Origin of the sequence: Phyllobacterium sp. 0TCS1.6A, from assembly GCF_026420825.1 — a bacterium.
GTDB lineage: Bacteria > Pseudomonadota > Alphaproteobacteria > Rhizobiales > Rhizobiaceae > Phyllobacterium.
On the sequence record NZ_JAPMAB010000006.1, the window covers coordinates 165,767 to 188,009 of the forward strand.

Below are 22,243 nucleotides of genomic sequence, written 5' to 3' on the forward strand. Positions count from 1 at the left end.
ATCCTAACTTGCTTTCTTTGCCGCTGCCTTTTTTGGAGCCGCTTTCTTGGCGGCCGGCTTCTTGGCAGTTGCAGTCTTCTTCGCGGCAGGTTTCCTGGCGCTCTTGCTGCCGGCCTTCTCCGAGATGAGAGCCAGCGCCTCCTCGACGGTAACGGCAGCCGGGTCCTTGCCCTTGGGCAATGTCGCGTTGACCTTGCCCCAATTGACATAGGGACCGTACCGGCCATCCCGCACCGTGATCGCGCCACCGTCCGGGTGATCGCCAAGCTGCTTCAGCGCTGCCGGCGTGCCGCCGCCGCGGCGCGGGCCCTTGGAGAGCTTGTCTGCCAGAACGGTGACGGCGCGATTGATGCCGATCGAGAACACATCCTCGATGCTGTCGACATTCGCATAGGCCCCGTCATGGGTAATATAGGGGCCATAGCGACCTATTCCAGCGGCAATCATCTTGCCGGTTTCGGGATGCTGGCCCACATCGCGCGGCAGTGAAAGCAATGCCAGCGCCTTTTCATGATCCATGCCGTCGACGGTCCAACCTTTCGGCAGGCTGGCGCGCTTGGCTTCCTTGCCGTCGCCGCGCTGGACATAGGGACCAAATCGGCCGTTGCGGACGCTGATCTCCTCGTCGGTATGGGGATCCTTGCCGAGAACCTTCGGCTCGTCGCCATTGCCGCCATTTTCACTGGCCGTCTCGCTACCGCCGAGCTGGCGCGTGAACTTGCAGTCCGGATAATTCGAGCAGCCGACGAAGGCGCCGTATTTGCCGAGTTTCAGCGACAGGGTGCCGGTGCCGCAGACCTGGCATATGCGGGGATCGCCGCCATCTTCGCGCGGCGGAAATACGAGAGGGCCGAGACTTTCATTGAGCGCGTCCAGCACATTCGTGACGCGCAATTCCTTGATGCCATCGACCGAGCCGAAGAAATCCGTCCAGAAATCGCGCAGGACGTCCTTCCATTTCAGCTTGCCGTCGGAAATCTCGTCGAGCTTTTCCTCCAGTCCGGCCGTGAAATCATATTCGACATAGCGCGGGAAGAAGTTTTCGAGAAACGCCGTGACCAGGCGACCCTTGGCCGCCGGAATGAGCTTGCGCTTTTCGATGCTGACATATTCGCGGTCGCGCAGCGTCGCCAGCGTCGCCGCATAGGTCGACGGGCGACCGATGCCGAGCTCTTCCATCTTCTTGATCAGCGTCGCTTCGGAATAGCGGGGAGGCGGCTCCGTCGAATGCTGCTCCGTATCGATCTTCTCGCGCGCAAGGTTCTCGCCGGCGCGGATTTCCGGCAGCCTTGCGCCGTCCTCGTCCGTGTCTTCCTCTTCGCGATGGTCCGTATAGGCACCGAGGAATCCGTCAAAGCGCACCACCGAGCCCGTTGCACGAAGCTGCGCCGACTGCGAGCCGTTCACAGCGTCGATCTCGACCGTCGTCCGCTCGATATCGGCGGCCTGCATCTGGCTGGCGATCGCCCTTTTCCAGATCAGTTCATAAAGTCGAGCCTGGTCGGCATCGAGGAATTTGCGCACATCCTTGGGATGACGGTTGAAGTCCGTCGGGCGAATGGCTTCGTGCGCCTCCTGGGCGTTCTTTGCCTTCGTCGCGTAGTAGCGCGGCTTTTCCGGGACGTATTTCTCGCCGAAGACCTTGCCTATCGTCTGGCGGGCTGCCTGCACCGCCTCAGGCGCCATCTGCACGCCGTCGGTACGCATATAGGTGATGAGACCTGCCGTCTCGCCGCCAAGATCCATGCCCTCGTAAAGCCGCTGCGCCACCTGCATCGTGCGCGAGGCCGAAAAACCGAGCTGGCCGGATGCGGCCTGCTGCAAGGTCGAGGTAGTGAAGGGCGGCCCGGGATTGCGCTTCGTCGGCTTGGCCTCGACGCTCGCCGCCTTGAACGCAGCGCCGTCAAGCATGGCCTTGATCTGGCCGGCCTGTTCGGCGTTCTTGATGTCGAGCTTCGCCAGCTTCTTGCCGTCCACCGATACGAGGCGGGCCGTGAAACTGTCATTACGCAAGGTCTTGAGCAGGGCCGCAACGGTCCAATATTCCTCGCGGACAAACCGCTCGATCTCGGCCTCGCGGTCGGAAACGAGCCTCAGCGCCACCGATTGCACCCGTCCGGCCGAACGTGCGCCGGGGAGCTTGCGCCAGAGAACGGGCGAGAGCGTGAAGCCGAACAGATAGTCGAGCGCCCGCCGCGCCAGATAGGCATCGACCAGCGGCATATCGATATCGCGCGGATTCGACATCGCCTCGAGTACCGCGCCCTTGGTGATGGCGTTGAATACGACGCGCTGCACCGGCTTCTTGCCGATCGCCTTCTTCTGCTGCAATACCTCGAGAACATGCCAGGAAATGGCTTCTCCCTCGCGATCCGGATCGGTTGCGAGGATGAGGCCGTCGCTGTCCTTGAGCGCCTTTACAATGTCGCCAAGGCGCTTGGACGAGGCGGAATCCACCTCCCAGGACATCGAAAAATCATCATCGGGACGAACCGAGCCATCCTTTGCCGGCAGATCCCGAACATGCCCAAACGACGCCAGGACCTTGTAACCGGAACCCAGATATTTGTTGATTGTTTTGGCCTTGGCGGGCGATTCGACGACGACGACATTCATTACGAGATTATACTTTCCTGCCTTTGCCACAGCGCAAAAGCACTTCTTCCATTACGAAACAGCCCTGTGAAATGAACAGGCCACGGCATCACGTCAAGGTCTGTAAGCGAAAAATCGTTAAATACAACCTACAGTTGCTCGCAGGTAATATGCAATTGATGGTATTTAATTGCGAGTCAAGATCAAGGGGGAGGTTGGACCCGAACTGGAAACGCTGCCTTATATCATTGAAAAACAGCGGCTTAAACAAACGATTTGATAAATGCCAATTTCACGGCACGGCCTTTATATAAGAACAATTTTCTAATTCAAGTTAATTTGGAGATCAATTTATGGGAAATGACCCGGTCAACCAGAAAAATTCCATCGACAATGTCCGGTATATTCAACAATTACTTGGTGAGCTGCGCGCCATTGCACGGGCCAGCCAAAAGGAGATGTTGGCCTATCTGATCGAGATTGCCTACATCGAAAGTTGTGACGAGTTGCGCAAGGATCTTGAAGACCGCAACTCAACCATAAGAAAGAGAAACTAGCCCTCCCGAGTGCCGTACAAGGCGTCCGGCGAGGTCGAGTTCCAGAAGAATCAACATTACGGCGGAAGGGTGCAACCCGCTCGTGCGGACCAGATCGTCCAGATCCACAGCGACCGGGCCGAGGAGGGTGATGAGCCTGTCCCTGTCGGTTTCATCGGGCGGCGGCACCACCGCAAAATCCGCTGCCGGCGCCAGCAGCTCGGCTTGATCCACCAGCGGTCGCTCGCTGAGCGGCGTGACCGCTTCGATGATATCGGCGGTCTCCGTAGCCACGATCGCTCCATTCTTCAAAAGCTGGTTCGCCCCCTTCGCCCTCGGATCGAGAGGCGAGCCGGGCACGGCGAAGACCAGCCGGCCCATTTCCGAGGCGAGGCGGGCGCTGATCAATGAACCGGACCGTTCAGCCGCCTCGACCACGACCAGCCCGAGGGCAAGTGCCGCGATGATGCGGTTGCGCCGCGGGAAATCCCTGGCGCGCGGTTCCCAGCCGAACGGCATCTCGCTGATCACCGCGCCGTTGCGCGCAGGAATGGCGTTGAACAGTTCGATATTCTCCGGCGGATAGGGATGATCGAGCCCGCCGGCCATGACCGCCACGGTTCCATGCTCGATGCTTGCATGATGGGCGGCCGTATCGATGCCGCGGGCGAGGCCGGATATGACCGCGAAACCGGCTTCGCCGAGCTCCCTGGCAAAAGTGCGCGCAATCTTGATTCCCACCATGGAGGCATTGCGGGCCCCGACAATGGCCACGGCAGGCGCCCGGAAAACCGCCGGATCGCCCTTTATCGCCACCACGGGCGGCGGATTGTCGGCCTGGCGGAGGTAGAGCGGATAGTCCGGCTCGCCGATGCAGGTGAAACAGGCGCCCATTCGAGCGGCGAGCGCGAGTTCGCGCTCCACTTGTTCTACGCTGGCGACCCGTATCTGCCGCTTGCCGCCGCCGCGCCGCACCAGTTCGGGCAACATGGCGATGGCATCGGCGGCCGTGCCGCAATGGGCGATCAGGTCGCGAAATGTGGCTGGTCCGACATTCTCGCTGCGGATGAGGCGCAGCCAGTTCAGTCGTTGCATGTCAGAAAGGCGGATGCCCTTCCTGGCTTCATTCATCCCTTCGCCCCGATCTTGCCTTCCGTACCGGAAACAAGACGTCGAATATTGGCGCGATGCTTCATGAAAACGATAATCGTAAGGATGAAAAACAATAGTGAAATGGATTTTTGGTCGATCAGATAGAGCGCGACCGGAACAACGACCGACGCGACGAGGGCGGCAAGCGACGAGTAGCGCGTCACGAAGGCGACGAGCAGCCACGCTGCCGCGAAGATCAAGGCGACAGGCCAGTAGAGGCCCAGCAACACGCCGAGATAGGTGGCGACGCCCTTTCCGCCCTTGAATTTCAGCCATATCGGAAAGATATGACCGAGAAAGGCGCCAAGGCCGGCAAGAAGGGCGTAGTCACCGCCCCAACGGCCGGCGATCAGCACAGCCGCCGTGCCCTTGAACATGTCCAGCAGCAATGTCGCGGCGGCGAGCTTCTTGTTGCCGGTGCGCAGGACGTTGGTGGCGCCGATATTGCCGGAACCGATGCTGCGAACATCGCCGAGCCCGGCGATGCGGGTGAGGATGAGACCGAACGGGATCGAGCCGAGCAGATAGCCGAACAGGAGCGCGAGCAGCAAAAGCATGCGGTTGCTCTCGTCGCTGAACAATCCCAACATGGAAATTCCCCCGATGGCCAAAAGCGCTAGATGCTGAACACGGATTGCCCGGCAACGAATGTCTGTAGAACCCGGCCCTGGAACCGCGCACCTTCAAAGCAGGTGTTCTTGGAACGCGACCGCAATCCTTCTTCCGTCACAATCCACGGTTCGTCAAGATCGACTATGGTCATATCCGCCTTGGCGCCGGGGCGCAGCGAACCACCCTCTATGCCGAATATCCGCGCCGGGGCGGTGGACATGGCGTCGATGATGCGCAGCAAGGGCACGTCGCCATTATGATAGAGGCGCAACGCCGCCGCGAGCATGGTCTCCAGCCCGATGGCACCGGCCGCCGCATCGGCAAAGGGCAGCCGTTTCGTATCGACATCCTGCGGATCATGAGCGGAAACGATGATGTCGATCGTACCGTCGCGCAGGGCTTCGACCATTGCCAGCCGATCCTCCTCGAGCCGCAATGGCGGCTGCAGCCGGAAGAAAGTCCGGAACTCGCCGACGTCATTTTCGTTCAAAGACAAATGGTTGATGGAGCTTGCTGAAGTAACGTTCAAGCCGAGCTCCTTGCCTCGGCGTATGACGTCGGCCGACATGGACGTCGATATCTGCGCGGCGTGGTAGGCGCCCTTGGTCAGCGCAGCGAGCCGCATGTCGCGCTCCAGCGGAATGACCTCTGCCTCGCGCGGCGTGCCGGAAAGACCGAGCCAGCTTGCGAACAGCCCCTCGTTCATCACGCCATCGGCACCGAGATGAGGATCGCGCGGCTCCTGGCAGAGCACGACGCCATAATCACGGGCGTAGGTAAGGGCGCGCCGCAGGAGCTGCGTATTGTTGATCGAATGCTTGCCCTCGGAGATCGCGACGGCGCCGGCCTCCTTCAGCAGGCCGATCTCGGTCATTTCCTCGCCCTTCAGGCCACGGGTGGCGGCGGCAGCGGGATAGACGTTGATGACGGCCGTATCGCGCGCCGTGCGCTTGACGAATTCGACCAGCGCCACATTGTCGATGACGGGATCGGTGTCGGGCATCATGATGACGGAGGTCACGCCGCCCGCCGCCGCGGCATGGCTTGCGGAGGCGATGGTTTCGCGGTGCTCCGCGCCGGGTTCGCCGATGAATACGCGGGCGTCTACCAAGCCCGGGAGAATGGTCTTGCCGGAGCAGTCGACGATTTCGGCCCCGTCCGGCGTGCCCTGGTTCCGCGCATCCGCGCCGCTGGCGACGATCTGGCCGCCGTCGATGATGATGGTGCCGGTCTCGTCGATGTCCCGGGAAGGATCGACGATGCGGGCATTGGTGAAAACCTTGACGCTCATCCGGCCACTCCCGCAGGGTTGCGGCGAAGATCGAGCAACGCCTCCATCACGGCCATGCGCACGGCAACGCCCATCTCGACCTGTTCCTGAATAGCGCTCTGCGAACCGTCGGCGACCTCGGACGAGATCTCGACGCCGCGATTCATCGGTCCTGGGTGCATGACAAGAGCATCCGGCTTGGCATAGCGCAGCTTTTCGCTGTCGAGACCGTGATAACGGAAATATTCGCGCACCGAGGGAACGAAGGATCCGGCCATGCGCTCGCGCTGCAGGCGCAGCATCATGACGACGTCGGCGTCCTTCAACCCCTCCTGCATGTCGTGATGCACCTCGGCGCCCATTTGCGCGATGCCCGATGGCAGCAGCGTGGACGGCGCCACGACGCGAACCCGCGCGCCCAGAGCGTTGAGGAGAATGATGTTCGACCTCGCCACGCGCGAATGAAGGACGTCGCCGCAAATGGCGACGATCAGCCGCTCGACCTTGCCCTTGGCACGCCGAATGGTCAGTGCGTCGAGCAGCGCCTGTGTCGGGTGTTCATGGGCGCCATCGCCGGCATTGATCACCGAACATCCGACCTTCTGTGCCAGCAATGCGGCCGCGCCGGCGGAAGAATGGCGGATCACCAGCACGTCCGGCCGCATGGCATTGAGCGTCATTGCCGTATCGATCAGCGTTTCGCCCTTCTTCACGGATGAATTGCCGACGGACATGTTCATGACGTCGGCTCCGAGCCGTTTGCCGGCGAGTTCGAAGGATGATTGCGTCCGGGTCGAGGCTTCGAAGAACAGATTGATCTGGGTCCGCCCCCGCAGCACCGTCTTCTTCTTCTCGGACTGGCGCGAAACGGCAATTTCGCTGTCGGCCAGATCAAGCAATTGAACGATATCTTGCGGGGAAAGTCCCTTGATGCCAAGCAGATGGCGGTGGGGAAACAGGGGAGAGGCGGGTTCTGATGTCATATCAAGTCTCCCCTATAAGCGTCATGGCCCCATGCTGCAAGCGCGTGCTGCCAATGTCCACCTAAATCCGCCGATCGTCATCCTGTCGTCAGTGCACCTCGGCCGCAAGTATGGCTTCGGTGCGGATCTCCTCGGTGAGGTCGAGGCGCAGCCGCGAAAATTCGGGGCTGGCCTTGATCGTATAGTGGCGCGGATGCGCCAGCGGCACCGGCGTTATCGACTTCACTCGCCCCGGCCGCGCCGACATGGTGACCACATGGGATGCCATGAAGATCGCTTCCTCGATGTCGTGGGTGACGAAGATCACGGTCTTCTGTTCGCGTTCCCATATGCCCAGCAGCAATTCCTGCATCAATCCGCGTGTCTGGTTGTCGAGCGCGCCGAACGGCTCGTCCAGCAGCAGGATCTTCGGGTCGTTGGCCAATGCCCGGGCGATTGCGGTTCTTTGCTGCATGCCGCCCGACAATTGCTTGGGCCAGTGATGCTCGAAACCCTTGAGGCCAACCTTTTCGATATAGGAGGCGACGATTTCCCGCCGATCCCTGTCGCGCACGCCGCGCTCCCGCAGGCCGAAGCCGATATTCTGCTCGACCGTGAGCCATGGGAACAGCGTATAGGACTGGAAGACCACGCCGCGATCCGCGCCTGGCCCACGCACCGCAGTGCCGTCCAGCGTGACGGTGCCGGTCGTCGGGGTGTCGAGGCCGGCGATGATCCGCAGGAGCGTCGACTTTCCGCAGCCGGATGGACCGAGTATGGAGACGAAATCATTGTGTTCGACGGTCAGGTCCGTCGGTTGCAGCGCCTGCGTCGGCTGTCCGCCATGGCTTCCCGGAAAGACGCGGCTGACGCCCTTTATGATGAGCCTGCTCATGCGAGCCTCCAGGCAAAGAGCCAGCGATTGACCGATTTGAACAGGAAGTCGGAGATCAGCCCGATGATGCCGATGATGATGATGCCGAAAATGATCTGGCCGGTGGCGAGCAGTGCCTGGCTGTTGATGATCATATAGCCGATGCCGGAGGACGCGCCGATCATTTCGGCGACGATCACATAGGTCCAGGCCCAGCCGAGAACCAGCCGCAGCGTCTCGGCTATGTCAGGCGCATTGGCGGGTATCAGCACGCGGTTGACGATGCCGCGATCATTGGCCCCGAGCGTATAGGCGGCCTCGACCAGATCGCGGCGTGTATTGCCGACGGCGACGGCGACCATCAGGACGATCTGGAAGACCGCGCCAATGAAGATCACCAGCAGCTTCTGCATTTCGCCGATGCCGGCCCAGAGTATGAGCAGCGGCACGAAGGCCGATGCGGGCAGGTAGCGGGCAAACGAGACAAATGGTTCGAGCAGCGCTTCGATGGGCTTGTAGGCGCCCATGGCTATTCCAAGCGGCACCGCAACGATTGCGGCGATGAGAAAGCCGCCGACGACACGCCAGATCGTCATGCCGATATCGTAGAGGAAGTTCTGCTCGGACAGGAGAAACCAGCCGTCGCGCAGCATGGTCAGCGGATCGGCGAGAAATGTGCTCGACACGAAACCGCCAAAAGTTGCAAGCGACCAGGCGCCGACGAACAGGACGAAGAACAGGATACCGAGCAGGGTGCGGGCGCGCGAACCGATCGGTTGGAGAGGATGGGGCATATTATGTCCGGATTTGAACGGGAGACCACCGCAAGGCGGCCCCCCGTGAGGTCTTACTTGATGAAGCTCGTATCGACGATCGCGGAAATGTCGGGCTTCTGCTTGATGATGCCGATTTCGAGAAGCAGATCGGCAGCTTCATTGGAGAAGCTGGTAAACTCGCCTTCGAAGAATTTCTGGTTGGCGGCCTTGTCCTGCCACTTCAGATGCTTGGCCGATTCGCCGAACTTCTCGGCCGATTGTTTCACGTCCGCGCCCATCGTCTCATAGGCCTTCTTCTCATCGGCGGCGATCAATTCAAGCGCCTCGAAATAGCTCGCGGCAAGCGCCTTGGCGGCTTCCGGGTTCTTCTCCAGGAATTCATTGGTGCAGCCGAACGTGTCCATCACCATGGGGTAGTCGATGGTCGTGGCGATGATCTTGCCCTTGTCGGGCGCGGAACGCACCGTCGAGAGATAGGGCTCATAGGTCATGGCGGCATCATTCTGCCCTGCGACAAAAGCCTGCGCCGCCGGGCCAGGCTCAAGATTGACGACTTTGACATCCTTCAACGTCAGGCCGTTCTTCTTCAGAATCCAGGCGAGGGCGAAATAGGGCGAGGTGCCCGGCGCCGATGCTGCGACGGTCTTGCCCTTCAGATCGGCGACTTTCTCGACGTCGGGCCTTACCACCATGCCATCGGCGCCGAAGGATTTGTCCATCTGGAATATCTGCTTGGTGGCAACGCCATTGGCATTCCAGGCGATCCAGGTCTCCACCGTTGTCGCCGCGCATTGCACGTCGCCGGATGCCAGCGCCAGATGCCGGCTGGCCTGGGGTATCTTGTTGAGCGTGACGTCGAGGCCATTCTTCTCGAAGATGCCGGCCTGCTTGGCGAGCGTCAGCGGCCCGAAGCCCGTCCAGCCGGACAAACCGACGGCGACTTTCGTCTCAGCCGCGGATGGTGTGGTAAAGGCGACGAGCGCCGCGAATGCCGAAGCAATGTGCCATTTTCTGATCATGCTGAACCCCGTTTTATTTTGGTGGATTTGATTGCTGGCATGATAGGCAGTGGCACTTTGTTTTGTCTAGACAATTCAGGCGCCGACCGCGCAATTGCATCGAACCGGGCATAAAGCCTATGTTAGGAGGAATGGATTAACCCCTTGTCAGAAGTTTCCTTTATAACCTTGAGAGAACGTTCCGGCGTCGGACGCCGCCGGGCAATTATCGGCACTGAGATCCGGTAAATCAGTCAGGATGCACATTTGAAAACGCACGACGTACTCAACCAGACGCCTTCGATGGCCGGGCTCAATGCCTATCTGATCGATCCGCTCTTGATGGAGATCACCAAGCGCTTTCCGCAGGCGACGCGGAAAGAGCTGGAGCAGTGCGGCAGGTTTGTGCTTTCCGGCGATGCCGCCGATCTCGCCCGGCTCGCCAATACGGAAACACCGAAGCTCAGAACCCATGATCGGCAGGGAAACCGGCTGGACGTGGTGGATTATCACCCCGCCTATCACGCGCTGATGCGCCGTTCGGTTTCGCTCGGCCTCCACTCGTCGGCATGGGAGGAGACAAAGGACGAAGCAGGGCTCCGGCACCAGGCCCGGGCGGCGCGCTTCTACCTGACGGCGCAGCTCGAATGCGGCCATTTGTGCCCATTGACGATGACGAGCGCCTCGCTTGCCCCGCTGATGGCTGCTCCCAATCTTTACCGGGAATGGTCGCCGCTGATTCTGCCGAGGAAATATGATTCCAGCAACAAGCCGCCGGCGAAGAAGCAGGGCCTGACGCTTGGAATGGGGATGACGGAAAAGCAGGGCGGCACCGACGTCCACGCCAATACGACGCGGGCGGAGCCGGCGGGAAGCGGTTTCCATCGCTTGACCGGCCATAAATGGTTCATGTCGGCACCCATGTCCGATGCGTTCCTGGTATTGGCGCAGGCTCGGGAAGGGCTGTCCTGTTTCCTGATGCCGCGCATTCTGCCCGATGGCAGCTCCAACGGCTTTCGCTTCCAGCGGCTCAAGGACAAGCTCGGCAACCGCTCCAACGCGTCCTCCGAGGTGGAATTCGACAATGCGCTGGCGCAATTGGTCGGCAATCCCGGCGAAGGCGTCAAGACGATCATAGACATGGTCACATTGACGCGGCTCGATTGCTCGGTCGCTTCCGCGGGGTTGATGCGAGCCGGGCTTGCCGAGGCGGTTCACCATGCCCGCCACCGTTCGGCCTTTGGCGGGCCGCTGATCGACAAGCCGCTGATGCTGCGCGTTCTCGCGGACATGGCGCTTGATGTGGCGGCTGCGACCGCGCTATCGCTGCGCCTCGCCCGGGCTTTCGACAATGCCGCCCGCGATCGCGGCGAAGCGGCCTTCGCGCGGGTCATGACCCCCGTCGTCAAATATTGGGTGGCGAAGATTGCTCCGGCCATGCTGTACGAGGCGATGGAGTGTCTCGGCGGCAATGGCTACATCGAAGAGGGCAATCTCGCCCGCTATTATCGTGAGGCGCCGGTGAATGCGATCTGGGAAGGGTCCGGCAATGTCATGGCGCTTGACGTATTGCGCGTTCTCAAGCGCGGGCCGCAATTGTTCGACGATGTGCTCAACTGGATCGGCACCAATCTTGGACGAGGCGGGCAGGGCACCGTCGAGGTCCTGCGCGCTGCCATGCGTGTTGCCGACAATGACGAGGGTGCGGCCCGGATTCTGACGGAGCAGTTGGCACTCGCCGCCGCGGGCGCCGAATTGCGCTATCTTCACTCCGAGGATATTGCCGACGCATTCATAGAAACCCGGCTCGGAGGGCAGTGGCGCACCACCTACGGCATGCTTGATGCCCGCCACAACGCCCAGAGCATCGTGAACTCCCTCTATCCCGGCAACTGACGCCGCCGCGTATCGGGTTCAGTCGCCATTTTTGCGCGCCTGGAAGCCATCTTTGTCAGGAAAGGCGTGGATCGGCACAAATTATTCCGCGCCGGGGCCAGACAGCCACTCGCTAATCCGTTCAATTTGAATTAAATTTTCTTAAATTAACCTTAACAAATGGTTTACGTTGCGGTTAGCATCTTAAGCGATATCACTGTGGCTCGAAAGACACCATAAAAATCCGTGGGTTACGGGCGGCGGAAGTTGCAGTATCGAGGAGTGGGAATGCGCGGTTTTCTGATCTTCTGGGCCGGACCCATCGGATTCCTCTGGGGATGGTACTTCCTCTCCTATTACGATCTCAGCATGGGCATGTATTTCTTCAGCCGCGAGATGCACGAAAAGGTGTTCGCTATCTATGGGGGAATACTGGGCATCCAGCCGGAGACGATCCCGCCCTTGGTGGCGCGCGCCTGCGTTGTCGATACCGCTCTGGTGCTGGGTCTGATCGCCATCCGGCGCAGGCGCCAGATCTTCAATCGCTACAAGGCATGGCGTGCCGAACGCGCTGCCTACAAGAAGTTGTCATCCGCTTCCGCCGCTTGACGCAGCATGTTCAGGCGGTCGAGCGCGCCTTGAAGAATGAAGGCCGCGGCAGCCGAATCTATTCGCTCCGCACGCTTCTGCCTTGATACGTCCATGCCGATGAGGGCGCGTTCCGCAGCGACAGTCGACAGGCGCTCGTCCCAATAGACGAATGGGAGGTCGGTCAGCGGTTCCATATTGCGCACGAATGCCCGCGTCGCCTGCACACGCGGACCCGCGCTGCCATCCATGTTGACAGGCAGGCCGATGATGATCGCGCCGGCATTCTCGGCCGCGAGCAGCTTCAGCAGATCCTGGGCATCGAGCGTGAATTTTCGCCGCCGCAGCACCGGGCGCGGATTGGCGAAGGAGAGGCCGCGGTCGGAAATCGCGATGCCGATGGTCTTCGTGCCGAGGTCCAGCCCCGCCAGCGTCCTGCCCGGCGCGAGAGTGCTTTCCAATTGCTCGATCGTCAAAATAGTCAAGGTAAGGCCAGTCCTGCCATTGCATCGGTCTTGATAGATGTTTCTAATTGGCTGATACCCCTATTGCACGCCAAATGCGAGCGCCAACTCATGAATGGAGGCAAGCCAAACCATGAAGATCACCTGGCTCGGTCATTCCGGATTCCGCATCGAAACCGCCCGAAACATCATCCTCATCGACCCGTTCTTCACCGGCAATCCGGGCGCCAAGGGCGTCGATCCGCAGGAAGCCGCGAAGGGGGTGAACCATATCGTTCTCACGCACGGACATGGGGATCATGTCGGCGATACGGTGCAATTGTCGAAAGACACGGGCGCCCTGGTAACGGCAAATGCCGATCTTGCCGCCTGGCTGGGTTCCAAGGGAGTGCAGCGCACCGATTCGACGAACACCGGCGGCACCGTTTCCTATGATGGTTTCAGCGTCACCTATGTCAACGCGCTTCATTCTTCGGCCCAGCTGACGGAAGACGGCGTTTCCCATTCGCTCGGTTCGGCAAATGGCATCGTGCTGCACTTCGATGACGAACCCACGCTCTACCACATGGGCGATACCGACATTTTCTCGGACATGGCGCTGATCCAGGAATTGCATCAGCCCGACATCGGCATCGTGCCGATCGGCGACCGGTTCACCATGGGAGGCGCTGTCGCAGCACTGGCGTCGCGGCGCTATTTCAAGTTCTCGAAAGTCGTGCCCTGCCATTATGCCTCCTTTCCGATCATCGACCAGACCGCGGAGAAGTTCGTCGCGGGAATGGAGGGCGGAACGAGCGAAGTCGTCATAGCGAAGACCGGCGAGGCGTTCACGGCCTAGACATGGCCGCTTGAAGCTGCCGCATCGGCTCGATATTGAAGTGCATCGCCTCTTGTCCGTTGCGCTCGCGCTCGGCGGACACTATAGCACTGGTAATCCATCAGGAATTCAGGAACTCGCATGTCAGTCGATATTTCAACCGTCAAACGCGTGGCGCGGCTTGCGCGTATCGAAGTCAAGGAAGACGAGGCCGAGCGCATGACCGGCCAGCTCAATGCCATCCTTGGTTTTGTGGAGCAGTTGCGCGAAGTCGATGTCGATGGGGTTGAGCCCATGACGTCGGTCACGCCGATCGTCATGAAGAAGCGCAGCGACGTCGTGAATGACGGCGGCAAGGTCGACGACATCATCGCCAATGCGCCCATGTCGGAGGAAAACTTCTTCATCGTCCCAAAGGTGGTGGAATAGGCGATGGCAATAACGATCGCTGTCGAAACTCCGCTACAGGCAGACGTGCGCGCCCTGGTCGATGCGCTGAACGATCACCTTCTGCCGCTTTCGCCCGTCGAGTTTCAGTTCAAGATGACCGTCGAGGAGATGGCGAACCCCGAAACGACCGTTTTCGTCGCCCGTGACGAGACGGGCGCGGCCGTCGGCTGCGGCGCTTTGAAGACGCATGGCGGCGGCATCGGCGAAGTAAAACGGATGTTCACCCTCCCGCAGGTCCGCGGTCAACGGGTGGGCTCCGCCCTGCTGCTCGCCATCGTCGAAGCAGCGAAGAAGCAGAAGATCGACCGCCTGTTGCTCGAGACGGGAAACGGACCGGGCTTCGCTCCGGCGCATCGCCTTTATGAGAATTCGGGTTTCACCCGCTGCGGCGTCGTGCTGGATTACCCGGATTCTGAACATAGTGCATTTTTTGAAAGATGGCTGGCCCTGGCGCCGGCACAGTAAGGACTTGATATGACCGATCTGACCGCTCTCACCATAGCCGAGGCGCGCGAGCAGCTGAAAGCCAAGGCGATCACCGCCGTTGAGCTGACCGAAGCCTATATCAAGGTGATCGATGAAGCGAACGCGGCGCTGAATGCCTATGTCGTGACGACGCCGGAGAAGGCTCTGGAAATGGCCAAGGCATCCGATGCCCGGTTGACAGAGGGCAAGGGCGGCGCGCTGGAAGGCATTCCCCTCGGCATCAAGGACCTTTTCGGTACCGAAGGCGTGCATACGCAGGCCTGTTCGCATATTCTCGACGGCTTCGAACCACATTACGAATCGACGGTGACTGCCAATCTCTGGGCCGATGGCGCAGTCATGCTCGGCAAGCTCAACATGGACGAGTTCGCAATGGGCTCCTCCAACGAGTCCTCGTACTACGGTCCAGTGAAGAACCCCTGGCGTGCCCGCGGCTCCAATGCCGATCTCGTGCCGGGCGGATCGTCCGGCGGATCGGCCGCGGCTGTCGCCGCCCGCCTTTGCGCCGGTGCCACCGCGACGGATACGGGAGGCTCCATTCGCCAGCCAGCCGCCTTTACCGGCACTGTCGGCATCAAGCCTACCTATGGCCGCTGCTCGCGCTGGGGCATCGTTGCCTTCGCATCGTCGCTCGATCAGGCCGGCCCCATCGCCCGCGACGTGCGCGACGCCGCTATTCTGCTGAAATCGATGGCGTCGGTCGATAGCAAGGACACGACGTCGGTCGATATCGCCGTACCGGACTATGAAGCCGCCATCGGCAAGCCGCTTTCCGGAATTAAGATCGGCATTCCGAGGGAATACCGCGTCGAAGGCATGCCGGAAGAGATCGAAAAACTCTGGCAGCAGGGCATCGAATGGCTGAGGGACGCAGGCGCCTCTATCGTCGATATCTCGCTGCCGCACACCAAATATGCCTTGCCCGCCTATTATATCGTTGCTCCGGCGGAAGCTTCGTCGAACCTGGCCCGCTATGACGGCGTGCGCTACGGCCTGCGCGTGCAGGGGCGCGACATTGTCGACATGTACGAAAAGACCCGTGCCGCCGGCTTTGGCGACGAGGTCAAGCGCCGCATCATGATCGGCACCTACGTCCTCTCCGCCGGTTATTACGATGCCTATTACCTTCAGGCCCAGAAGGTGCGCACGCTGATAAAGAAGGATTTCGAGGACGTGTTCCACGCCGGCGTCGATGCGATCCTGACCCCTGCGACACCTTCCGCCGCCTTTGGCATCGCCGATCAGGAACTCGCTTCCGATCCGGTGAAGATGTATCTCAACGATATTTTCACCGTGACCGTGAACATGGCGGGATTGCCGGGAATAGCCGTTCCGGCCGGTCTCGATGCGAAGGGCCTGCCGCTTGGCCTCCAGCTGATCGGCCGGCCTTTCGACGAGGAAACATTGTTCCAGACGGCCCACATCATCGAACAGGCCGCCGGCAGGTTCACTCCGACGAAATGGTGGTGATCAGAAAAGCGGCCGAAGCGGACATAGCGCAGATCGCCGCTATTGGATCGCGGGCCTGGGCATCGAGCATTTTCTCGTTCGAGGAGGAGCGGCCAGGAATGCGCACGCATGTGGAGAAGGCATTCGCCGGCTTCGCCCGAGAATATTACGAGACGGTGCTCGTTGCCGAGACGGAGCAGGGGCTGGCGGGCTGGGGTGCGCGCGAAACGCGGAATGAGTATATTTCCGATCTCTGGGTCGAACCCGCCCTGCATGGGCTTGGTACGGGAACGCTGCTCCTGCGCGCGCTCAAGGCGGAAATTCGCGCGGCAGGCCATCGTCAGGCCCGCATCAGCACGCATGCCCGGAACCGGCGAGCCATCGCGCTTTACCAGCGGGAAGGCTTTGTGATCGTCGAGCAAAAGCTGGAATGGTCCACAAGCCTCGAGCGCGAGATCGAAAAGGTCACCATGATCGCGGAACCGGTCTAGGATGTTCTTTTTTCTCTCAAAGATCTTCTGGTTCCTCGCCCAGCCACTGAATCTCGCCCTTATCCTGATGGCCGCAGGCCTGTTGTTACTTGGGTTCGCGCGGCGCCGGCTGGCTTTCATCAGCGTCGCCTTGGCCTTTCTGGTCCTCGGCACGGGCGGCTGGACGACCGTCGGCGCACTCTTGCTGCATCCCCTGGAAGCGCGGTTTCCGCGGCCGATCGATGCGCCGGCGAAGGTCGATGGGATCATCATTCTCGGCGGCGGCTTCGAGGGCGGCATCAACCTCGTACGGGGCGGCTATGAACTGAATGCGAGCGGCGACCGCTTCGTGGAGGCAGCGATACTTGCCGCGCGCTATCCGTCGGCCAAGGTGGTGGTGACCGGCGGAAGCGGCAATCTGGTGCTGGACGGCGAAGCCGACGGCGATACCGCGCCAAGGCTGCTCAATGCACTCGGCGTAGCATCGGACCGGCTCATCATGGAGAACAAGTCGCGCAATACCTATGAGAACGCGCTGTTCACCAAGGAGATGATGGCGGTGAAACCGGGCGAGGTGTGGCTGCTGGTTACCTCGGCATTTCACATGCCGCGCTCGATGGGGCTTTTTCGCAAGGCAGGATTCGAGGTCACCGCCTGGCCGGCGGATTATCGAACCTCCGGCGCCGAAACACTGGGGCTGGCGCAGGACAATGTCTACGACTCGCTGCAGAATCTTACCCTCGCGGGGCGGGAGTGGGCCGGCCTTCTCGCCTATCGGCTGACGGGGCGGATCGACAGCATCCTGCCATCGCCATGAGGAACAATGTCGACGTCCTCATAATCGGCGCCGGGGCCGCTGGCATGATGTGTGCCATCGAGGCGGGCAGACGCGGCCGATCGGTTCTCATCATCGATCATGCGTCGGCGCCCGGCGAGAAAATTCGCATATCCGGCGGTGGACGCTGCAATTTCACCAATCTGCACGCGGCTCCCGCAAATTACCTCGGAAGCAATCCGCATTTCTGCATATCCGCGCTTCGACGCTACACCCAGCGCGACTTTATCGCGCTCGTCGATCGCCACGGCATAGCCTGGCACGAAAAGACCTTGGGGCAGCTCTTCTGTGATGGATCGGCCCGGCAGATCATCACCATGCTGGTCGATGAGATGCGCGGCGCTGGTGTCGAGATGCGGCTCGGAACCACCGTTCGCGCCATCCACCAGGACGGCGAAGGCTACCGCGTCGAACTCGAAGGCCAGAGCGTAAGATGCCGTTCATTGGTGATCGCCTGTGGCGGCAAGTCGATCCCCAAGATGGGCGCCACTGGGTTCGGCTATGAGATCGCCGGGCAATTCGGGCTGAAGGTCACCGAAACCCGGCCGGCACTGGTGCCGCTGACGTTCAATGACCAGACCTTGGCGGCCCTTAAACCACTATCCGGGATCGGGGTCGATGCGACGGTGACACATGGCAGCACGACCTTCTCGGAGGCGATGCTCTTCACGCATCGCGGATTGAGCGGGCCGGCAATCCTGCAAATCTCGTCCTACTGGCGCGAAGGCGACGTCGTTTCGGTCGATCTGCTGCCCGGAAGGGACGTTTTCTCGATCCTGAAGACCGCGCGCGGCCGCAATGGCAAGCAGGCCGTCCAGACAGTGCTTGGCGATCATCTCCCGAAACGATTGGCACAACACATCGCCGAGACGAGCGTTCCGGACAAGGCGCTGGCCGATCTGCCGGACAAGCAACTCATGCTTGTAGCCAGCGCCGTTCACCGCTGGCAGGTGAAGCCGGCCGGATCGGAAGGCTACCGCACCGCGGAGGTCACGCTTGGCGGCGTGAATACCGACCAGCTGGACCAGAAGACGATGGAGGTGAGGAGCCGCAAGGGCCTCTATTTCATCGGCGAGGTGGTCGATGTCACGGGCTGGCTCGGCGGCTATAATTTCCAGTGGGCCTGGTCGTCCGGATGGGCGGCGGGGCAGGCGGCCTGATACAGGCATCTCCGGCTCGGACTACCATGCGGGGCGTTCATGAGAATGTTTCGCCAACCGCCCGTAATCGATTGCTTTCCCGGGCGAATGCTGCTTCCCTTGACAGGACGCAATTGCGCTTTGTCAAACTGGGAGGTGTGGCTATGTGGATCAAGCTGACGGACGTTAATGGCGATCACATCACATTGAACTTCGACCATGTGGTGTCGTTCAATCCCTACGGCACCGGCACCCATATCGTTACCATCACCGCCGGCCTGACCTTCTTCGTCAAGGAGACGTCGGAAGAGATCCAGAGCAAGGTCGGCGTCAAAAGCACCTGAGGCCGGCGCGCGCTCGTCGAGCCAGTCGAACCGGCATTCAATCCACGTGCCAGTTTGGCTCATCGGTGGCCGGTGCTTCGCCGCTGCAGGCGGCCGGATGCGATCGTTCAGCGCTCCGATTCCTGCTGTCTGCCGGTCGTTCTGATAGCGCCCTGGCTTGAAATGGCCGCGCTTGAAAGCGTTCAGCGAGCGTTCATCATTCTCCCACTATATTGAGGGCGTATTCAGAACAGAGGGCGAATTCCGCCCTGAGGCTTCGCTGGATCAAATAGAAGTCAAAAATGGATACAAATAGTGATTTGTTTAATCGGTTTAGCTTCTGTAAATGAACGGTTAAACAAGTATAAGTTCCATTGGTCAAAAAATACTCCCTAACCGGTGAGTAGATTTTTTGGAGGCTAAAAAAGAATGGTTGCAGTAAAAAATGACGTATCGCCAGTAAAAGGCGCCAATGTTCTTGCGCTGGTTTCAGCTGCGAAGGTTGTACCGTCAATTGTAAAGGCAGCGTCCAGCACCAACCAGCCTTGCGACACGCGAACCATTTCTCAAATCCTGCGGGATTCAAACGGCGGCTTCAGCTTCCGCCGATAATCTTCAAAACAGTTTTGAAACAATATCCCGTTACTCAGAGCGGGATATTGTCGTGTTTCTTCCAGGGATTTTCGAGATCCTTGTTTCGCAGCATCCGCAGCGCCCTTGATACCCGTTTGCGCGTGGAATGCGGCATGATCACCTCATCGATATAGCCACGCTCCGCGGCAACGAATGGCGACAGGAAACGGTCCTCATAGCGCTTGGTATGGGCTGCGATCTTCTCCGCATCGCCTATGTCCTTGCGATAGATGATTTCGACCGCGCCCTTGGCTCCCATGACCGCGATCTGGGCAGAGGGCCAGGCATAGTTGATATCGCCGCGCAGATGCTTTGACGCCATGACGTCATAGGCGCCGCCATAGGCCTTGCGGGTGATGATCGTGATTTTCGGCACGGTCGCCTCGGCATAGGCGAATAGCAGCTTCGCGCCATGCTTGATCAGGCCGCCATATTCCTGCGCCGTGCCGGGCAGGAAGCCCGGAACATCGACGAATGTAATGATCGGAATGTTGAAACAATCGCAGAAGCGAACGAACCGCGCCGCCTTGCGCGAGGCATCGCTGTCGAGGACGCCGGCGAGAACCATCGGCTGGTTGCCGACGACGCCGACGGTCCGTCCCTCGACCCTGCCGAAGCCGATGACGATATTCCGGGCGAAGTTCTCCTGGATTTCAAAGAAATCAGCCTCATCCACCGTTTTGCGAATGAGTTCCTTGATGTCATAGGGCTTGTTGGCATTGTCGGGGACGAGCCTGTCCAGTGAATAGTCCAGCTCATCGACGGGCTGATAGCATTCAAGCTCGGGACCATCGGCGGTGTTGGAGGAAGGAAGAAAGTCGATCAGCCGCCGCATCTGCAGCAGCGCCGCGACATCATTGTCATAGGCGCCATCGGCGATGGACGATTTCGTGGTGTGGATCGACGCGCCGCCGAGCTGCTCCGAGGTGACGGTTTCATTTGTGACCGTTTTGACGACATCGGGCCCGGTGACGAACATGTAGGACGTGTCGCGCACCATGAAGATGAAATCCGTCATGGCGGGCGAGTAGACATCGCCGCCGGCGCATGGCCCCATGATCACCGATATTTGCGGTATGACGCCCGAGGCGAGAACGTTACGCTGGAATATCTCGGCATATCCGCCAAGCGCAGCGACGCCTTCCTGGATGCGCGCGCCGCCAGCATCGTAGAGGCCAATGACAGGCGCGCGGTTTCTGAGCGCCATATCCTGGATTTTCTGCACCTTTTCCGCATGGGCCTCGGAGAGCGAGCCGCCGAACACGGTAAAATCCTTGGCGAAGACGAAGACCGTGCGGCCATTGATCGTTCCCCAGCCGGTGACCACGCCGTCGCCGGCATATTTCGTCGCTTCCATGCCGAAATCGGTGGAGCGATGTTCGACGAACATGTCGAATTCCTCGAACGAGCCATGGTCGAGGAAAATGTCGATGCGTTCGCGCGCCGTCAGCTTGCCGCGCTTGTGCTGTGCTTCTATCCGCGCGGCACCACCACCCTCGCGGGCAATGTTGCGGCGGCGTTCAAGCTCGATCAGCACGTCTTTCATGGCATCCCTCCCGATTGGTCATTCCTGATAACAGGAGAGATGCCTGCTTGGAAGCCGGAAGTGCGAAGCGCGAACGGATGGTTTGCCCGCGCTTCTTTTGGCAATTACCAGTTGCCTGTATTGGGCATGGAAAGCCAGGGCTCCTGTGGCGGAAGCGCCGGGCCCTTCTGCAACAGCTCGATCGAAATGCCGTCGGGCGAGCGCACGAACGCCATATTGCCGTCGCGCGGCGGGCGGTTGATCACCACGCCCTGGTCGGACAGTTTCTGGCAGGTCTCGTATATGTTATCGACGACATAGGCGAGATGGCCGAAATTGCGTCCGCCGGAATATTCTTCAGGATCCCAATTATAGGTGAGTTCGAGTTCGGGAGCGCGCTCGGCGGCCGAGCGCCCTTCATCTTCGGATGCAGCAAGGAAGATCAGCGTGAAGCGGCCCTTTTCGTTTTCCGTGCGGCGAACTTCCTTCAGCCCAAGCTTGTTGCAGTAAAAGTCCAGCGATTCATCGACATCGCGGACACGGACCATTGTATGAAGATAACGCATCTTTTGCCTTTGGGTTTATCGAGATGGATAAGGCACAGTATCAGTATCCGATCTGCGCACGACGCAATTGCTAGCACTTAATGACTAGCCTCACAAATATGGGATTAAGCTAGGTTGTACTTGGTTGAGGATAAACAGCCGATTCGCCCTCGACTTTCAGAAAAAACTCATATGATACTTGCTCAACGGGCGTGGACGGGTGTTATTCTTTAGGCAGAGAATCAGTTGTTCGCGCGCAGGAGAGGAGGGGCTCAGTTTAATGTCGGACCGGCCAGTATCAGCCCAGCAATCCCCCCACGATGAAAATCCCGGTGAGAATCTCGAGCTCATCGAGGTTTCCGGCGCCATCAAATGGTTCGACGTTGCGAAGGGCTACGGCTTCATTATTCCGGACAATTCCGAGCTGCCGGACATCCTGCTTCACGTCACCTGCCTGCGCAGGGATGGCTATCAGACCGCGCTCGAAGGTGCGCGGGTGGTCTGCGAGGCGCGTCAGGGCGACCGTGGCATGCAGTGCTTCCATGTGAAATCCATGGACAATTCGACGGCCGTTCATCCGACCGAAATGGCGCCGGTTCGCACCCATGTCACCGTTACGCCTTCAAGTGGTCTGGAGCGCGTCCTGGTCAAATGGTTCAACAGAACCAAGGGATTCGGATTTCTCACACGCGGCGAGGGCACGGAAGACATCTTCATCCATATGGAGACGCTGCGCCATTTCGGCTTGACCGAGCTTCGCCCCGGCCAGGTGGTGCTGATCCGTTTCGGCCATGGCGAGAAGGGCCTCATGGCCTCCGAAATTCATCCCGACATAGGCACGCAGCTGCCGTCGTCGCATTGATGCCAGC

General features: G+C 60.1%; 24 protein-coding genes. 12 read left to right on the plus strand and 12 right to left on the minus strand.

The genetic code is table 11. From position 1 onward, the window contains the following. Positions 1-3: 3 nt before the first annotated feature. Positions 4-2,616, minus strand: coding sequence for a type I DNA topoisomerase (topA, locus tag OSJ75_RS14550; protein ID WP_267228544.1), 2,613 nt, complete (start codon positions 2,614-2,616; stop codon positions 4-6). A gap of 332 nt (positions 2,617-2,948) precedes the next feature. Between topA and OSJ75_RS14555 the strand changes: the two genes are divergently transcribed. Next, positions 2,949-3,152, plus strand: a complete 204-nt coding sequence (locus OSJ75_RS14555; RefSeq protein ID WP_250018659.1) for a hypothetical protein — start codon at positions 2,949-2,951, stop codon at positions 3,150-3,152. Here OSJ75_RS14555 and dprA read toward each other — a convergent pair. From dprA to OSJ75_RS14590, 7 genes are all read right to left on the minus strand, one after another. Next, positions 3,129-4,262 (minus strand): DNA-processing protein DprA, encoded by a 1,134-nt coding sequence (gene dprA, locus OSJ75_RS14560; RefSeq protein ID WP_267228545.1) that lies wholly within the window; start codon positions 4,260-4,262, stop codon positions 3,129-3,131. The two genes, OSJ75_RS14555 and dprA, sit on opposite strands and share 24 nt — an antisense overlap. Further along, entirely contained in the window at positions 4,259-4,873 is a 615-nt protein-coding gene (plsY, locus tag OSJ75_RS14565; protein ID WP_267228546.1) for a glycerol-3-phosphate 1-O-acyltransferase PlsY, read from the minus strand. Before plsY ends, dprA begins: the two co-directional genes overlap by 4 nt. A 26-nt stretch (positions 4,874-4,899) precedes the next feature. Continuing rightward, entirely contained in the window at positions 4,900-6,186 is a 1,287-nt protein-coding gene (locus OSJ75_RS14570) for a dihydroorotase (RefSeq protein ID WP_267228547.1), read from the minus strand. After that, positions 6,183-7,148, minus strand: a complete 966-nt coding sequence (locus tag OSJ75_RS14575) for an aspartate carbamoyltransferase catalytic subunit (protein ID WP_267228548.1) — start codon at positions 7,146-7,148, stop codon at positions 6,183-6,185. Before OSJ75_RS14575 ends, OSJ75_RS14570 begins: the two co-directional genes overlap by 4 nt. Positions 7,149-7,236: 88 nt before the next feature. After that, positions 7,237-8,022 (minus strand): ABC transporter ATP-binding protein, encoded by a 786-nt coding sequence (locus OSJ75_RS14580; RefSeq protein ID WP_250018664.1) that lies wholly within the window; start codon positions 8,020-8,022, stop codon positions 7,237-7,239. After that, positions 8,019-8,795, minus strand: a complete 777-nt coding sequence (locus tag OSJ75_RS14585) for an ABC transporter permease (RefSeq protein ID WP_267228549.1) — start codon at positions 8,793-8,795, stop codon at positions 8,019-8,021. The genes OSJ75_RS14580 and OSJ75_RS14585 overlap by 4 nt, the downstream gene beginning before the upstream one ends. Positions 8,796-8,848: 53 nt before the next feature. Then, positions 8,849-9,796, minus strand: a complete 948-nt coding sequence (locus OSJ75_RS14590; protein ID WP_267228550.1) for an ABC transporter substrate-binding protein — start codon at positions 9,794-9,796, stop codon at positions 8,849-8,851. A gap of 246 nt (positions 9,797-10,042) precedes the next feature. Here OSJ75_RS14590 and OSJ75_RS14595 point away from each other — a divergent pair, with 246 nt between their 5' ends. Together OSJ75_RS14595 and OSJ75_RS14600 are read left to right on the plus strand one after the other, a co-directional pair. Next, positions 10,043-11,671 carry an acyl-CoA dehydrogenase family protein gene (locus OSJ75_RS14595; RefSeq protein WP_250018667.1) on the plus strand — a complete coding sequence of 543 codons (1,629 nt, stop codon included), beginning with the start codon at positions 10,043-10,045 and terminating at the stop codon, positions 11,669-11,671. 267 nt (positions 11,672-11,938) lie between these two features. Beyond that, the gene (locus tag OSJ75_RS14600) at positions 11,939-12,259 is read left to right on the plus strand and encodes a DUF6105 family protein (RefSeq protein ID WP_267228551.1); all 321 of its coding nucleotides are present in this window, start codon (positions 11,939-11,941) and stop codon (positions 12,257-12,259) included. Here OSJ75_RS14600 and ruvX read toward each other — a convergent pair. Next, positions 12,226-12,723 carry a Holliday junction resolvase RuvX gene (gene ruvX, locus OSJ75_RS14605; protein ID WP_250018669.1) on the minus strand — a complete coding sequence of 166 codons (498 nt, stop codon included), beginning with the start codon at positions 12,721-12,723 and terminating at the stop codon, positions 12,226-12,228. The two genes, OSJ75_RS14600 and ruvX, sit on opposite strands and share 34 nt — an antisense overlap. A gap of 112 nt (positions 12,724-12,835) precedes the next feature. Here ruvX and OSJ75_RS14610 point away from each other — a divergent pair, with 112 nt between their 5' ends. The 8 genes from OSJ75_RS14610 (at position 12,836) to OSJ75_RS14645 (ending at position 18,692) form a co-directional block, all read left to right on the plus strand. After that, positions 12,836-13,540: a metal-dependent hydrolase gene (locus tag OSJ75_RS14610; RefSeq protein WP_267228552.1), complete on the plus strand. Its 705-nt coding sequence runs from the start codon at positions 12,836-12,838 to the stop codon at positions 13,538-13,540. A 120-nt stretch (positions 13,541-13,660) separates the two neighbouring features. Then, positions 13,661-13,948 carry an Asp-tRNA(Asn)/Glu-tRNA(Gln) amidotransferase subunit GatC gene (gatC, locus tag OSJ75_RS14615; protein ID WP_250018671.1) on the plus strand — a complete coding sequence of 96 codons (288 nt, stop codon included), beginning with the start codon at positions 13,661-13,663 and terminating at the stop codon, positions 13,946-13,948. A 3-nt stretch (positions 13,949-13,951) separates the two neighbouring features. Continuing rightward, on the plus strand, positions 13,952-14,434 hold the full coding sequence (locus OSJ75_RS14620) for a GNAT family N-acetyltransferase (RefSeq protein ID WP_267228553.1): 483 nt from the start codon (positions 13,952-13,954) through the stop codon (positions 14,432-14,434). Between the two features lie 9 nt (positions 14,435-14,443). After that, positions 14,444-15,925 (plus strand): Asp-tRNA(Asn)/Glu-tRNA(Gln) amidotransferase subunit GatA, encoded by a 1,482-nt coding sequence (gene gatA, locus OSJ75_RS14625; RefSeq protein ID WP_267228554.1) that lies wholly within the window; start codon positions 14,444-14,446, stop codon positions 15,923-15,925. Beyond that, positions 15,922-16,395 (plus strand): GNAT family N-acetyltransferase, encoded by a 474-nt coding sequence (locus tag OSJ75_RS14630; protein ID WP_267228555.1) that lies wholly within the window; start codon positions 15,922-15,924, stop codon positions 16,393-16,395. The genes gatA and OSJ75_RS14630 overlap by 4 nt, the downstream gene beginning before the upstream one ends. Position 16,396: 1 nt before the next feature. Beyond that, positions 16,397-17,191 (plus strand): YdcF family protein, encoded by a 795-nt coding sequence (locus tag OSJ75_RS14635; RefSeq protein WP_250018675.1) that lies wholly within the window; start codon positions 16,397-16,399, stop codon positions 17,189-17,191. Further along, on the plus strand, positions 17,188-18,369 hold the full coding sequence (locus OSJ75_RS14640) for an NAD(P)/FAD-dependent oxidoreductase (RefSeq protein ID WP_267228556.1): 1,182 nt from the start codon (positions 17,188-17,190) through the stop codon (positions 18,367-18,369). Before OSJ75_RS14635 ends, OSJ75_RS14640 begins: the two co-directional genes overlap by 4 nt. Before the next feature lie 143 nt (positions 18,370-18,512). Beyond that, entirely contained in the window at positions 18,513-18,692 is a 180-nt protein-coding gene (locus OSJ75_RS14645; RefSeq protein ID WP_250018677.1) for a flagellar FlbD family protein, read from the plus strand. Positions 18,693-19,090: 398 nt separating this feature from the next. Here the strand turns inward: OSJ75_RS14645 and OSJ75_RS14650 are convergent, their stop codons facing one another. From OSJ75_RS14650 to OSJ75_RS14660, 3 genes are all read right to left on the minus strand, one after another. Further along, on the minus strand, positions 19,091-19,234 hold the full coding sequence (locus OSJ75_RS14650; protein ID WP_267228557.1) for a hypothetical protein: 144 nt from the start codon (positions 19,232-19,234) through the stop codon (positions 19,091-19,093). 83 nt (positions 19,235-19,317) lie between these two features. Then, the gene (locus tag OSJ75_RS14655; protein ID WP_250018678.1) at positions 19,318-20,850 is read right to left on the minus strand and encodes an acyl-CoA carboxylase subunit beta; all 1,533 of its coding nucleotides are present in this window, start codon (positions 20,848-20,850) and stop codon (positions 19,318-19,320) included. Between the two features lie 104 nt (positions 20,851-20,954). Next, on the minus strand, positions 20,955-21,395 hold the full coding sequence (locus tag OSJ75_RS14660; protein ID WP_250018679.1) for a VOC family protein: 441 nt from the start codon (positions 21,393-21,395) through the stop codon (positions 20,955-20,957). A 259-nt stretch (positions 21,396-21,654) separates the two neighbouring features. On the opposite strand from OSJ75_RS14660, the gene OSJ75_RS14665 reads away from it, so the two are divergent. Further along, positions 21,655-22,236 (plus strand): cold-shock protein, encoded by a 582-nt coding sequence (locus OSJ75_RS14665; protein WP_250018680.1) that lies wholly within the window; start codon positions 21,655-21,657, stop codon positions 22,234-22,236. The last annotated feature ends 7 nt before the right edge of the window (positions 22,237-22,243 follow it).

What these genes read in the sequence shown, in the direction of transcription:
- OSJ75_RS14580 (WP_250018664.1), bottom strand. Translation starts at nt 8,022, where the DNA reads ATGAGCAGGCTCATCATAAAGGGCGTCAGCCGCGTCTTTCCGGGAAGC.
- OSJ75_RS14640 (WP_267228556.1), top strand. Translation starts at nt 17,188, where the DNA reads ATGAGGAACAATGTCGACGTCCTCATAATCGGCGCCGGGGCCGCTGGC.
- OSJ75_RS14645 (WP_250018677.1), top strand. Translation starts at nt 18,513, where the DNA reads ATGTGGATCAAGCTGACGGACGTTAATGGCGATCACATCACATTGAAC.
- OSJ75_RS14585 (WP_267228549.1), bottom strand. Translation starts at nt 8,795, where the DNA reads ATGCCCCATCCTCTCCAACCGATCGGTTCGCGCGCCCGCACCCTGCTC.
- dprA (WP_267228545.1), bottom strand. Translation starts at nt 4,262, where the DNA reads ATGAATGAAGCCAGGAAGGGCATCCGCCTTTCTGACATGCAACGACTG.
- OSJ75_RS14635 (WP_250018675.1), top strand. Translation starts at nt 16,397, where the DNA reads ATGTTCTTTTTTCTCTCAAAGATCTTCTGGTTCCTCGCCCAGCCACTG.
- OSJ75_RS14660 (WP_250018679.1), bottom strand. Translation starts at nt 21,395, where the DNA reads ATGCGTTATCTTCATACAATGGTCCGTGTCCGCGATGTCGATGAATCG.
- OSJ75_RS14650 (WP_267228557.1), bottom strand. Translation starts at nt 19,234, where the DNA reads ATGGTTCGCGTGTCGCAAGGCTGGTTGGTGCTGGACGCTGCCTTTACA.
- gatC (WP_250018671.1), top strand. Translation starts at nt 13,661, where the DNA reads ATGTCAGTCGATATTTCAACCGTCAAACGCGTGGCGCGGCTTGCGCGT.
- OSJ75_RS14655 (WP_250018678.1), bottom strand. Translation starts at nt 20,850, where the DNA reads ATGAAAGACGTGCTGATCGAGCTTGAACGCCGCCGCAACATTGCCCGC.
- OSJ75_RS14555 (WP_250018659.1), top strand. Translation starts at nt 2,949, where the DNA reads ATGGGAAATGACCCGGTCAACCAGAAAAATTCCATCGACAATGTCCGG.
- OSJ75_RS14665 (WP_250018680.1), top strand. Translation starts at nt 21,655, where the DNA reads ATGTCGGACCGGCCAGTATCAGCCCAGCAATCCCCCCACGATGAAAAT.
- OSJ75_RS14610 (WP_267228552.1), top strand. Translation starts at nt 12,836, where the DNA reads ATGAAGATCACCTGGCTCGGTCATTCCGGATTCCGCATCGAAACCGCC.
- OSJ75_RS14575 (WP_267228548.1), bottom strand. Translation starts at nt 7,148, where the DNA reads ATGACATCAGAACCCGCCTCTCCCCTGTTTCCCCACCGCCATCTGCTT.
- gatA (WP_267228554.1), top strand. Translation starts at nt 14,444, where the DNA reads ATGACCGATCTGACCGCTCTCACCATAGCCGAGGCGCGCGAGCAGCTG.
- topA (WP_267228544.1), bottom strand. Translation starts at nt 2,616, where the DNA reads ATGAATGTCGTCGTCGTCGAATCGCCCGCCAAGGCCAAAACAATCAAC.
- OSJ75_RS14600 (WP_267228551.1), top strand. Translation starts at nt 11,939, where the DNA reads ATGCGCGGTTTTCTGATCTTCTGGGCCGGACCCATCGGATTCCTCTGG.
- OSJ75_RS14620 (WP_267228553.1), top strand. Translation starts at nt 13,952, where the DNA reads ATGGCAATAACGATCGCTGTCGAAACTCCGCTACAGGCAGACGTGCGC.
- OSJ75_RS14570 (WP_267228547.1), bottom strand. Translation starts at nt 6,186, where the DNA reads ATGAGCGTCAAGGTTTTCACCAATGCCCGCATCGTCGATCCTTCCCGG.
- OSJ75_RS14590 (WP_267228550.1), bottom strand. Translation starts at nt 9,796, where the DNA reads ATGATCAGAAAATGGCACATTGCTTCGGCATTCGCGGCGCTCGTCGCC.
- plsY (WP_267228546.1), bottom strand. Translation starts at nt 4,873, where the DNA reads ATGTTGGGATTGTTCAGCGACGAGAGCAACCGCATGCTTTTGCTGCTC.